The organism is Parageobacillus sp. NEAU-HV-2, from assembly GCF_059115485.1.
In genome coordinates this window covers 593144-605365 of record NZ_JBXUJJ010000001.1, presented here as the reverse complement: position 1 = coordinate 605365, position 12222 = coordinate 593144, and the positions used below count along the sequence as shown (strand labels likewise).

At 46.9% G+C, this 12222-nt stretch carries 11 protein-coding genes; all 11 read right to left on the bottom strand.

Annotation, left to right across the window (positions count from 1 at the left end; translation table 11 throughout):
- Positions 1–131 precede the first annotated feature (131 nt).
- The 11 genes from rpsO to AC1WMD_RS03235 all read right to left on the bottom strand — a co-directional run bounded on the left by rpsO (position 132) and on the right by AC1WMD_RS03235 (position 12180).
- On the bottom strand, positions 132–401 hold the full coding sequence (gene rpsO / locus AC1WMD_RS03285) for a 30S ribosomal protein S15 (protein WP_017437040.1): 270 nt from the start codon (positions 399–401) through the stop codon (positions 132–134).
- Positions 402–493: 92 nt separating this feature from the next.
- Entirely contained in the window at positions 494–1477 is a 984-nt protein-coding gene (ribF, locus tag AC1WMD_RS03280; protein WP_043904155.1) for a bifunctional riboflavin kinase/FAD synthetase, read from the bottom strand.
- Between the two features lie 36 nt (positions 1478–1513).
- Positions 1514–2422 carry a tRNA pseudouridine(55) synthase TruB gene (gene truB / locus AC1WMD_RS03275; protein WP_043904154.1) on the bottom strand — a complete coding sequence of 303 codons (909 nt, stop codon included), beginning with the start codon at positions 2420–2422 and terminating at the stop codon, positions 1514–1516.
- Between the two features lie 59 nt (positions 2423–2481).
- Positions 2482–2862 (bottom strand): 30S ribosome-binding factor RbfA, encoded by a 381-nt coding sequence (rbfA, locus tag AC1WMD_RS03270; protein WP_043904153.1) that lies wholly within the window; start codon positions 2860–2862, stop codon positions 2482–2484.
- Between the two features lie 15 nt (positions 2863–2877).
- Positions 2878–3156, bottom strand: coding sequence for a DUF503 domain-containing protein (locus AC1WMD_RS03265; RefSeq protein ID WP_043904152.1), 279 nt, complete (start codon positions 3154–3156; stop codon positions 2878–2880).
- Positions 3153–5354: a translation initiation factor IF-2 gene (gene infB / locus AC1WMD_RS03260; RefSeq protein WP_494255940.1), complete on the bottom strand. Its 2202-nt coding sequence runs from the start codon at positions 5352–5354 to the stop codon at positions 3153–3155. Before infB ends, AC1WMD_RS03265 begins: the two co-directional genes overlap by 4 nt.
- Before the next feature lie 4 nt (positions 5355–5358).
- A complete protein-coding gene (locus AC1WMD_RS03255; RefSeq protein ID WP_494255939.1) occupies positions 5359–5676 on the bottom strand; it encodes a YlxQ family RNA-binding protein in 318 nt (105 codons plus the stop codon).
- Entirely contained in the window at positions 5666–5956 is a 291-nt protein-coding gene (gene rnpM / locus AC1WMD_RS03250) for an RNase P modulator RnpM (RefSeq protein WP_017437047.1), read from the bottom strand. The genes AC1WMD_RS03255 and rnpM overlap by 11 nt, the downstream gene beginning before the upstream one ends.
- A 14-nt stretch (positions 5957–5970) precedes the next feature.
- Positions 5971–7116, bottom strand: coding sequence for a transcription termination factor NusA (gene nusA, locus AC1WMD_RS03245; RefSeq protein WP_043904148.1), 1146 nt, complete (start codon positions 7114–7116; stop codon positions 5971–5973).
- 24 nt (positions 7117–7140) lie between these two features.
- The gene (gene rimP, locus AC1WMD_RS03240; RefSeq protein ID WP_043904147.1) at positions 7141–7614 is read right to left on the bottom strand and encodes a ribosome maturation factor RimP; all 474 of its coding nucleotides are present in this window, start codon (positions 7612–7614) and stop codon (positions 7141–7143) included.
- Between the two features lie 264 nt (positions 7615–7878).
- Positions 7879–12180, bottom strand: a complete 4302-nt coding sequence (locus AC1WMD_RS03235; RefSeq protein WP_494255973.1) for a PolC-type DNA polymerase III — start codon at positions 12178–12180, stop codon at positions 7879–7881.
- Positions 12181–12222 lie beyond the last annotated feature (42 nt).

Here is a 12222-nt window from a genome sequence, read left to right as displayed (position 1 = left end):
AAATCGAAAATAAACGAATGGGTTATACTATTAGTATGGACGAATAACCGGCAATGTATCAATTCCCACTATTCATCATAGCGAAAAATCGCTTATATAACTAGCAAAAAAGCGGGAATGCTCCCGCTTTTTTATCGACGTAATCCAAGTTTGTTAATCAATTCACGATAGCGTGTAACGTCTTTATTGCGCAAATAAGTCAATAAATTGCGACGTTTCCCAACCATTTTCAGCAATCCGCGACGTGAATGATGGTCTTTTTTATGAACACGCAAATGTTCATTTAAATTGTTAATTTGCTCAGTAAGGATAGCAATTTGCACTTCCGGAGAACCTGTATCATTCTCGTGGATTTTGAATTGCTCGATGATTTCGCGTTTACGCTCTTGGGATAATGCCATCCTTCATTCACCTCCTCATCATGGAAACCCCAATTACCTAGCAAGCGGCGGTGACTCGACTTGCCAAGCAATGGTTATTTTGCATACATTCATTAGAATACCTCTTTTTCCGGCAAAATGCAAGTATTTTCGTTGAGGCTGCTAAAGTATCTTTGCGCCTCTTCCTTGTCGCGCTCGATTTGGGCAACTAATTCAGCGACGCTAGCAAATTTTTGCTCGCTTCTTATGCGCCGATGCCATTCGATTGTCACTGTTTCTCCATAAATATCTTTTTCGAAATGAAAAATATGCACTTCAATGTTCGGCATTCCTTCTTGGTTCGAATGAAACGTCGGTTTATAGCCGACGTTGCACACTCCCGGAAATACATCAGAACCGATTTTTGCTCTTACCGCATATACGCCAAGCGCCGGCAACAAATAATCATCGTTTAGTGCGATATTCGCCGTCGGAAACCCAATCATTCTTCCGCGGCGCTCACCGCCTACAACCGTCCCTTCGATTTCATAAAAGCGCCCGAGCAAGCGCGGCAGCTGCTCTACCTCCCCGTTTTGCAGCAATTTCCGCACATATGTCGAGCTTATTTTTTCCCCGTCCATCGTCAGCTTCGGAATCACCGTTTGTGTAAAATGGCCGTGCGAATGAAGCGGCATCGTTTCCATCGTTCCTTTTCCGAAACGGCCGTAAGTAAAATCAAAGCCGGCAACGACATGTTTCACATGAAACCCAATAAGATATTGGTCAACAAACTGCTCCGGCAATAGCTGGGCGAATGTTGGCGTAAACTCGACTACATACAAATAATCGACGCCAAGCGCGGCGACGAGCCGTTCCTTTTTCTTTAACGGCGTAATTAAGCGGATGTGCTGTTCCTGTTTTCCGAGCACGACGGAAGGATGGGGATGAAACGTCATCACTGCGCTTTTATATCCTCTTTCTGCCGCAATATCGACCGCCGTCCTAATCACTTCCTGGTGGCCTCGATGAATGCCATCAAAATAGCCAAGCGCCATCACCGTAGGGGGAAGCGCTTCTTTTTGCAAATGGGGCGGATGTGAAATAAATAACGTTTCCATTGTCCTTACTCACCTTCTATTTTTCCACTTTTTTGATCAGCAAAGTACTTTCAGCGGCTTCATCAAATGGGGCTTCGTCGGATGCTTTATATAAAGGGCAAGCGCCTCTCTTTCCTTCGTCACCATTAATATCGGCCCTTCTAAGAAGCGCAAAAAAGTGGGAAGCGGCAATAGCGCCCCGTTTTTTACTTTCTCTGCTACTTTATCATTTATTTCATATTTCGGCAAATGAAAAAGCGCTTTTTCAATCGGCAGCAAAAGCGACTGCAGTTCGCCGCACTCCGCGCTCTGTTCAATTTGCGCAAATGTGACGCAGTCCTGTAGCGAAAACGGCCCCGATGCTGTGCGGACAAGATGAGACATATGCGCCGGATAACCAAGCCGTTCGCCAATCATCACTGCCAACGTGCGGATATAAGTGCCTTTGCTGCAAGTAACACGGAAGCGAAATGAAATCGTGTTTCCGCTAAATTCGTTTCTTTCGTCGAGCAACGTCAGTTCATGGATCGTCACGATGCGGGTCGGCCGTTCGACTTCCATGCCGGCGCGCGCATATTCGTATAATTTTTTTCCTTTCACTTTAACGGCGGAATACATTGGCGGCGTTTGCGCAATTTCGCCCGTCAACTGCCGGAATGCCGCTTCAATTTCGCTGCGGGAAATCACCCGGTCTACTTTTTGTTTGGCGATAATTTCTCCACTGCTATCTTCGGTTGTCGTGGCGATTCCAAGCGTAACCTCGCCTTCATACGTTTTCGTCGCCCCCGTTAAAAACTCGGCGATGCGCGTCGCTTTGCCAATGCAAATCGGCAATACTCCCGATACGTTTGGATCAAGCGTCCCCGTATGGCCTACTTTTTTGATTTTAAACAGGCGACGAATCCGCGCGACACAATCATGTGAAGTCATTCCCACAGGTTTGTCTAATAATAATACTCCGTCCATCAGCGCACCCTTTCTCCCTATGTACATAATGGAAATGGATAGACAAATCGTCTATCCATCTATTCCTCTTTGTTGGCATCTTCTTTTTTCTCGTCTTCCTGTTCGGTGGAAATTTGCCGGATTAATCGTTCAATGCGGTTGCCATACTCGATCGATTCATCGATTTCAAAAAATATTTCTGGCGTTTTCCGCAAGCGAATCCGCTGACCGATTTCCGAGCGGATAAACCCTTTTGCTTTCTCCAATCCTTTCAGCGTGTTTTGTCGTTGTTCTTCATCGCCTAACACGGTGATATATACTTTTGCTTGTTGCAAATCGCCTGTGACACGCACATCGGTAACTGTGACAAAGCCAATCCGCGGGTCTTTTAATTTGCGACCAATAATATCGCTTAATTCTTTTTTCATTTGTTCGCCAACACGAGTAGCCCGTAAATTCATCGCCTATCACCTCGATTAAAACCACTCAAATGTTGTGACCGTCCTTTCCAATTCTGGAAAGGAGTCAATCAAAGCAAGCGCCCGCTGCAGCTCGCGCTCGGTTGTCGCTCGGCTCGACGTAATCGCGACAATCCCGAGCGTCGTCCGCTGCCAGACGTCTTGGTGATCAATTTCAGCCACAGATATATTATATTTTTGTTTTAAGCGTGTCATTATTCGCTGCAGGACAGCCCGCTTTTCTTTTAATGACTGTGCGTCATAAATGATGCATTCACAGGCGACAAAGCCGATCACTGTCTTTTCACTTCCTGCATAATGTAGGCTTCAATAATGTCTCCTTCTTTAATATCGTTGAAGTTTTTAATCGTTATACCGCATTCATATCCTTGCATTACTTCTTTGACATCGTCTTTAAAGCGCTTCAAAGAATCGATTTCTCCTTCATAAACGACAATGCCTTGGCGGATCAGACGCACTTTGCTGTCGCGCGTAATTTTTCCATCGGTCACATAGCAGCCGGCAATCGTTCCGACTTTCGATACTTTAAACGTTTGCCGGACTTCGGCCTGGCCGATGACTTTTTCTTCGTATTCTGGATCAAGCATTCCTTTCATCGCCGCTTCAATTTCTTCAATAACTTTATAGATGATGCGATGCAGGCGAATGTCGACTTTTTCCGTCTCGGCGGCGCGTTTCGCATTGGTGTCCGGACGGACGTTAAAGCCGATGACAATGGCGTTAGAAGTCGTTGCTAAAAGAATATCCGATTCGGTAATCGCACCGACAGCAGCATGGATAATTTTGACGCGCACTCCTTCGACTTCGATTTTTTGCAGCGCGCTGACAAGCGCCTCTACTGATCCTTGCACATCCGCTTTGACAATGATGTTTAATTCTTTCATTTCTCCTTGCTTAATTTGTTCAAACAAATCATCGAGGCTAACGCGCGTTTTTACGCTGCGTTGCTCCATCAATTGTTTTTGTGCGCGGGCTTCCCCGATTTGCCGCGCTTTTTTCTCATCTTCAAATACCATAAAGCGGTCTCCAGCCTGCGGCACTTCGTGAAGGCCGGTGATTTCGACAGGAGTGGAAGGGCCGGCTTCTTTCACACGACGTCCTGTATCGTTGACCATTGCGCGTACACGACCGTATGTGCAGCCGACGACAATCGGATCGCCGACATGCAACGTTCCCGCTTGAATCAGCAGCGTCGCCACTGGACCGCGGCCTTTATCGAGTTTCGCCTCAATGACCGTTCCTGTGGCACGGCGATTTGGATTTGCTTTTAGTTCTTCCATTTCACTGACAAGCAAAATCATTTCTAATAAATTGTCAATACCTTCTCCTGTTTTTGCTGACAGTTTACAGAAGATCGTATCGCCGCCCCATTCTTCCGGAACGAGATTATACTCCATTAATTCTTGCATCACGCGGTCTGGATTGGCATCCGGCTTATCCATTTTGTTGATGGCCACAATAATAGGAACATTAGCCGCTTTCGCATGGTTAATCGCTTCTACCGTTTGCGGCATCACGCCGTCATCAGCAGCGACGACAAGCACGACGATATCCGTTACTTGCGCCCCTCTTGCCCGCATCGTCGTAAACGCTTCGTGTCCCGGCGTATCAAGGAACGTAATCTTTTTGCCGTTGACCGTAACTTGGTAAGCACCGATATGCTGCGTAATACCGCCTGCTTCTTGCTCCGTCACTTTCGAATGGCGGATCGAATCAAGTAGCGTCGTTTTTCCGTGGTCGACGTGGCCCATAATCGTGACGACCGGCGGCCGCTCCACTAAATCTTTAGGATCATCAACAATTTCAATCGATTCAAAATTCGTTTCATCAATGACTACTTTCTCTTCTACTTCCACTCCGTAGTCGGAACAAATAAGTTCAATCGCATCTTTATCCAAATCTTGGTTAATCGTTGCCATCACGCCAAGCATAAACAGCTTTTTAATAATTTCCGAAGGCTCGCGACCAAGCTTTTTCGCCAGCTCGCCAACGGTTAACGACCCCTCAAACGTAATTTTTTTCGGAAGCTCTTTTTCTTTTTTCGCCGGCTGTTCTTGTTGCACTGGCTGCGGCTGATGGACTTTCGCTTTTACTTTGCCTTTATGTTTCTTCTTATGCTGATGGAAAATTTTCTTTTCTTGCTGCTGCAATTGCAAATCGTGTTTTTTTCCTTCTTTGCTTTTACTTGCACCTTTTTTCTTCGCAACTTTCGCTTTGACTACTTCCTCTTCATCTTCAAAATCATCGACATAACTTTTCGTTTTAAGCGGAACCGGACGTTTTTCCTTCGGTGCAGAAGCTTGCGGCTGTTCATTTTTTTTATTGTACGTATGGTCCAGTTTCTCCACCACTTCCGGCTCTAATGTTGACATATGATTGGTTACTTCAATATTCATTTCTTTCAATTTATGAATCACATCTTTGCTCGGTACATTATTTTTTTTCGCGTACTCATATACACGCATTTTAGACATAGATTCACCCCCATAAAGATCGATCGAGCATTGTCCGTAGTTTGTTTGCAAACCCTTCGTCCATAACGGCGACAACGACGCGGGCGTCTTTGCCGATCGCATGCCCGAGCGTATAACGGTCTGAAACTTTCCGGAGCGGAACACCATAGGATGAGCATTTATCGGTAATTTTTTTTGCCGTATTCTCCGCCGCATCTTCCGCCAAGAGAACAAGCTTCGCCTTGCCGCTGCGAATTTCCTTGACCGTTAGCTCCTCGCCTGAAATGACTTTTCCTGCTCGATTCGCTAATCCTAATAACGATGCCCAGCGTTCATTGCCCATTTTCGGCTTTTGTCTCCTTTTCCGCTAGCTGAAGTAGCTCATCATAGAGCGTATCGGCAATGTCCGCTTTTAAATGATGGGCTAAAATATTTTTCTTTTTCGCCAATAAAATGCACTCTTTATCTAGCGTAATGTACGCACCGCGCCCTGCCTTTTTCCCGGTCGGATCGATGGAAACTTCCCCGTCTTTCGAACGGACGATGCGCACCATTTCTTTTTTCGGTTTCATCTCCCCGGTCACGACGCATTTGCGCAACGGAATTTTCTTTTGGCTCGCCACACCGGATCCCCTCCTCACTCGATTTCCTCTTGTAAATCGAATGATTGGTTGCTGTCATTTTCATTATCAACCGGCATCGCTTCCGAATCAAGCAATGTGGATTGGGCATATGGATCAATTCCCATCTCGCGCGCTTCTGATTCGCTTTTAATATCGATTTTCCAGTTCGTCAGCTTCGCCGCCAGTCGGGCGTTTTGCCCGCGTTTGCCAATCGCTAATGACAGCTGATAATCCGGTACGATCACCGTCGTCGCTTTTTGCGCTTCGTTGACAATGACGCGCAGCACTTTCGCCGGGCTCAATGCGTTGGCGACAAATTCGACTGGATCGGCCGACCAGCGGACGATATCGATTTTTTCTCCATGCAACTCTTCAACAATGGCTTGCACGCGTTGTCCTTTCGGGCCGACACATGCTCCGACCGGATCTACTTCCGGGTTGTCGGAATGAACAGAAATTTTCGAGCGGTCCCCCGCTTCGCGGGCAATCGATTTAATTTCCACCGTTCCGTCGTAAATTTCTGGGACCTCCAGTTCAAAAAGACGTTTCAGCAATCCCGGATGCGTGCGCGATACAAAAATTTGCGGCCCTTTTGTCGTTTTCTCTACTTTTGTAATATACACTTTGATGCGATCGTGCGGCTTGTATGTTTCATTCGGCATTTGTTCGCTCGCCGGCAGCAATGCTTCCGTTTTCCCGAGACTGACGTAAACAAAACGTGGATCGACGCGCTGGACAATCCCGGTCATAATATCTTCTTCGCGGTCGAGAAATTCGGCGTAAATAACGTTTCGTTCTGCTTCACGCACGCGCTGGGTGACGACTTGTTTCGCCGTCTGTGCTGCAATGCGCCCAAAATCTTTCGGCGTCACTTCTAACTCCACCACATCGCCGACTTGATAATTCGGGTTGATCCGCTGCGCCTCCTCTAAAGAAATTTCCAGACGCGGATCATTGACTTCTTCGACTACATCTTTACGGGCGAAGACACGGATCGTACCGGTCTCCATATTTAAATCGACCCGCACGTTTTGCGCCTGTCCGAAATTGCGCTTGTAGGCGGAAATAATCGCCGCTTCAATCGCTTCCATGACGACTTCTTTGCTAATGCCTTTTTCACGGATAATATCCGCTAAGGCATCGAGTAATTGCGTATTCATGAAACGAAAATCCCCCTTTTACCATTAAAAAAAGATAACAGCAAGTCTGGCGCTCGCCACTTTTTCATACGGAATATCGACCGTTTTTTTGCGAGCTCTGTCTTTTACCGTAATCGATACGGTCGTTCCGTCAAAACCAGTTAGTTCACCTTCGAACTCTTTTTCTCCTTCAATTGGCTCATATGTTTTTATATACACATTTTTCCCAATCGCTCTCGTAAAATCTTTTGCGTTTTTTAACGGCCGTTCCGCTCCAGGCGAAGAAACTTCAAGGAAATAGTTATGCGGAATCGGGTCGACTTCATCTAATTTTTCGCTCAGTTTTTCGCTTACGATGCCGCATTGTTCGATGTCGACACCACCATCGGAGTCAATGAAGACACGCAAAAACCAATTTTTCCCTTCTTTTACATATTCGATATCCACTAGTTCTAAATTCATGTCGGCAAGAATTGGCGTGACTAGCTCTTCGACGATCTCTGTCACTTTTTTGCTCATTCTTTTCCTCCTAACGTAGAGAAACTGCATCGCTTCGTTATAACGAGAAAATCCCCTGCACGTTTGCGGGGAATGAAAAATAACCGGCATCCAATTCAAGACGAAAGAGTGGGTTTCCCCACTCTTTGCTTACCCATTATCTTTACCAATTCCACTAAAACTATAACATATTGGAAAATATATTGCAATGGGCAAACGGAATTAAGCCTTGTTTACCCACGAATTTGGGCGCCGGCAGAAACCGCGGGGGTGACAGCAGCCAAATCAAAATAAGGAAAGCTGATTATGATCTGGTAGCGAATCGAGGCAACCGCGGCTCTCTAAATATTCGATGAGCGTTTTTGAAAGTTTTCCGCGCTGCTGCAAATCTTCTTTCGATAAAAACTCCCCTTCTTCGCGGGCACGCACGATGTTGAGCGCTACGTTCGTGCCAAGGCCTGGGATCGCGTTAAACGGCGGAATAAGCGAATTGCCGTCAATGACAAATTCGGTCGCCTGCGAACGGTAAAGATCAATATTTTTAAAGGAGAAGCCGCGTTCACACATTTCTAAAGCGACCTCTAGCACCGTCAGCAAGCTTTTTTCCTTCGCCGTCGCATTGAGCCCTTTCGCATTGATTTCTTCAATGCGCTTGCGAATGGCGGCAGAGCCTTTGATCATCGCGTCCAAATCAAAATCTTCCGCGCGGACGGTAAAATACGACGCATAGTATAAAAGCGGATGGTGCACTTTAAAATAAGCGATGCGGACCGCCATTAACACGTATGCGGCAGCGTGCGCTTTCGGGAACATATACTTAATTTTTTTGCATGATTCAATATACCACTCCGGCACATCGTGCTTGCGCATTTCTTCCTCGAACTCCGGCGTCAGCCCTTTTCCTTTCCGCACCGATTCCATGATTTTGAAGGCAAGCGACGGCTCGAGCCCGCGGTAAATCAAATAAACCATAATATCGTCGCGACAGCCGATCACCTCAGAAAGCGTGCACGTGCCGTTTTGGATTAATTCTTGCGCGTTGCCGAGCCAGACGTCCGTGCCGTGAGAAAGACCGGAAATTTGCACAAGCTCGGAAAAGGTTTTTGGCTTCGTTTCTTCAAGCATCTGCCGGACAAAGCGCGTTCCGAACTCTGGAATACCAATCGTGCCGACGTTGCACATAATTTGTTCCGGCGTGACACCGAGCGATTCGGTGCTGCTGAAAATTTTCATTACCTCAGGGTCATCTGTCGGAATCGTTTTTGGATCGATGCCGCTTAAATCTTGGAGCATGCGGATGACCGTCGGATCATCGTGTCCGAGAATATCAAGCTTCAGAAGATTGTCATGAATCGAATGGAAGTCAAAATGCGTCGTGCGCCATTCGGAACTTGTATCATCGGCTGGATATTGAATCGGCGTGAAGTCATAAATTTCCATATAATCAGGAACAACGATAATGCCACCTGGATGCTGCCCTGTCGTCCGTTTTACTCCGGTGCACCCCGCGGCAAGACGGTCGATTTCCGCCCCGCGCAGCTGCAAGTTTAAATCGCCTGCATACCCTTTAACAAAACCGTACGCCGTTTTATCGGCGACCGTGCCGATCGTTCCCGCGCGGTATACGTTATCTTCCCCGAACAGCACTTTCGTATAGTTATGGGCGCGCGGCTGGTATTCGCCGGAGAAGTTCAAATCGATATCTGGGACTTTGTCTCCTTTAAAGCCAAGGAACGTTTCAAACGGAATATCATGCCCGTCTTTCTTATACTTCGTCCCGCATTGCGGACAGTTTTTATCCGGCAAGTCAAATCCGGAGCCGACTGAGCCGTCATTGAAAAATTCGGAGTGCTTGCAGTTCGGGCAGACGTAATGCGGCGGCAGCGGGTTGACTTCGGTAATTTCCGTCATCGTCGCCACAAACGAGGAGCCGACCGACCCGCGCGAACCGACAAGGTAGCCGTCATCAAGCGACTTTTTCACGAGCTTATGGGAAATGAGATAAATGACGGCAAACCCGTGCCCGATGATGCTTTTCAATTCTTTTTCCAGCCGCTCTTCGACAATTTTCGGCAGCGGATCGCCGTAAATTTCTTTGGCGCGGCGATAGCTCATTTCGCGGATTTCCTCTTCCGCCCCTTCAATGCGCGGCGTATACAGCTTATCTTTAATCGGTTTCACTTCGCCGATCAAATCAGCGACTTTTTGCGGATTGGTCACAACAATTTCTTTTGCCTTTTCTTCTCCTAAAAAAGCGAAACACTCAAGCATCTCATCGGTCGTGCGGAAATAGACATCCGGCAGCTCATAACGGTTGAGTGGATTGGCCCCGCCTTGGGAATGAATTAAAATTTTGCGGTAAATTTTATCTTCCGGATGTAAATAATGCACATTGCCGGTGGCGACGACCGGGATATTTAATTTTTCGCCAAGCAGGACGATTTTGCGAATAATTTCTTTAATCATGTTTTCGTCTTTGACGTAATCCATTTCAATGAGAGGCTTATACACTTCGGGCGGATGCACTTCAAGAAAATCGTAAAATTTGGCGATTTCCTCGACCTCTTCCGGCGCTTTTTGGATCATGTTGTCAAACACTTCGCCTTTGTCGCAGCCCGAGCCGACTAAAATGCCTTCGCGGTGCTGCTGCAACACCGAACGCGGAATGCGGGGAACACGATAGAAATATTTGACATGCGATAATGAAACGAGCTTAAATAAATTTTTCAAACCGACATCATTTTGAGCAAGAAGCGTGACATGGAACGGCCGCGACAGCCGATACGATGTTTCTTCTTTCGAGCGCTCGTTTAACTCGTCATGGTATAAAATGCCGCGCTCCTCGGCGTCTTTCAAAAGCCGCATCAACAAATATCCGGTTGCTTCCGCGTCGTAAATGGCGCGGTGGTGCTGGGTCAATTCAATATCAAACTTTTTACAAAGCGTGTTGAGACGGTGGTTTTTCAAGTCCGGATATAAAAAGCGCGCTAATTCGAGCGTATCGATCACTGGATTGGTCACTTTGCCAAGGCCGATTTTCGAAAAACCGACGTTCAAAAAGCCGATATCGAAGCTGGCATTATGAGCGACAAGGGTGCTTTCGCCGATCCAGTCATAAAAGCGGCGCAGCACGTCTTCCACATCTGGAGCGTCTTTGAGCATCTCATCGGTGATGCCTGTCAGCTCAATCGTCGTAATGGACAGCGGATGATGCGGATTGGCGAAAGAAGTAAACCGATCGATAATTTCGCCATCTTTTACTTTCACAGCGGCAAGCTCGATAATCGTGTTATAGACGGCCGACAGCCCCGTCGTTTCCACGTCAAAAACGACGTACGTGTCCTCCGAAAGCAAGCGGTGCACCTCATTGTAAGCGATCGGCACGCCGTCATCGACAATGTTTGCCTCCACGCCGTATAACACTTTCATATCGTATTTTTTCGCGGCGCTGTATGCTTCCGGAAAGGATTGGACAACAGCGTGATCAGTCACGGCGATCGCCGGATGGCCCCATTTTTTTGCCTGTTCGATCAGTTTTGTCACGGACGTGACGGCATCCATTTGGCTCATCGGCGTATGCAAGTGAAGCTCCACCCGCTTTTCTCCTTCCGGCGCCGTATCTTGCCGCTCTCTTGCTTTTATTTCGTTTATATCATTGGCGATGATGACAAGATCGCGGACGAACGTATCGTTTTGCACGCTTCCCCTCACTTTTACCCACATGCCTTTTTTGACATCGGCCATCAGTTCGGCATCTTCCTTATCACGGGAAAACATTTTCACTAATATAGAGTTTGTGTAATCGGTAATTTTTAGCGTTAATAATGTCCGCCCACTTTTTAGTTCGCTCATTTCTACGTCAAAGACATATCCTTGCACGACGACGCGCCGCTCTTCTTCGACGATGCTGTCTAGCGTGCGGATTTCCTCCTCTCTAATTGGATAGCCGATCACAAGCGGACCTGCCGGCGTATCCGCCCGTTCAGCATTCGCCTCTTTCGTCATCTCTGCGAGCGCTGCTAAAGCGCGCTCGGCATCTTCTTGCTGCTTTTGCGCTAAAAATTGCTCCATCTCTTTTTCTGGCTGCTTGACTTCCGTTTCAAGCTGCAACAGCGGAAAACCAAACGACTGATATACTTCCGCTATTCTTTTCGCAAAGCGACGTTTTACCGCGAGCGCTTCAGCATCATTGCGGACGGTAACGAATAGTTTATTTCCTTTTACCATTGGATTTTGGTCGTAAAGCCACGATAATAGCGGGGAAACTCCTTCTTGCAATTCCTTTAGGCAGAGCTGCCAATAGCCGTGGACATCCGTTTCCGTAAAGTGCGAATCTACCGTTTGAATCGTATATTTTACGTTTGCGATATGATGAAACGCCTGAACTAATTTCTTCGTAAACAGCTCATACACTTGGCATGGCAAAATTTTCGGGAGCTGGAAATAAAAATGCCAGCATTTTTGTTCCTTCTCCACTACTAGTTTGAGAATACCTGCTTCGCGGAAATAAGGTACAAATTCGTCAGACGTCAATTGCAGTTGCTGCAACAATACTTGAAACCGTTCTTTTTGCTCGTTCGTTAACATGACGTCGATCCTTTCTCCTCTCAACAAAATTGCCTCTCTCTC

What these genes read in the sequence shown, in the direction of transcription:
- ribF (WP_043904155.1), bottom strand. Translation starts at nt 1,477, where the DNA reads ATGGAAACGTTATTTATTTCACATCCGCCCCATTTGCAAAAAGAAGCG.
- rbfA (WP_043904153.1), bottom strand. Translation starts at nt 2,862, where the DNA reads ATGAATTTACGGGCTACTCGTGTTGGCGAACAAATGAAAAAAGAATTA.
- AC1WMD_RS03235 (WP_494255973.1), bottom strand. Translation starts at nt 12,180, where the DNA reads ATGTTAACGAACGAGCAAAAAGAACGGTTTCAAGTATTGTTGCAGCAA.
- rimP (WP_043904147.1), bottom strand. Translation starts at nt 7,614, where the DNA reads ATGAGCAAAAAAGTGACAGAGATCGTCGAAGAGCTAGTCACGCCAATT.
- rpsO (WP_017437040.1), bottom strand. Translation starts at nt 401, where the DNA reads ATGGCATTATCCCAAGAGCGTAAACGCGAAATCATCGAGCAATTCAAA.
- AC1WMD_RS03255 (WP_494255939.1), bottom strand. Translation starts at nt 5,676, where the DNA reads ATGGGCAATGAACGCTGGGCATCGTTATTAGGATTAGCGAATCGAGCA.
- infB (WP_494255940.1), bottom strand. Translation starts at nt 5,354, where the DNA reads ATGTCTAAAATGCGTGTATATGAGTACGCGAAAAAAAATAATGTACCG.
- nusA (WP_043904148.1), bottom strand. Translation starts at nt 7,116, where the DNA reads ATGAATACGCAATTACTCGATGCCTTAGCGGATATTATCCGTGAAAAA.
- truB (WP_043904154.1), bottom strand. Translation starts at nt 2,422, where the DNA reads ATGGACGGAGTATTATTATTAGACAAACCTGTGGGAATGACTTCACAT.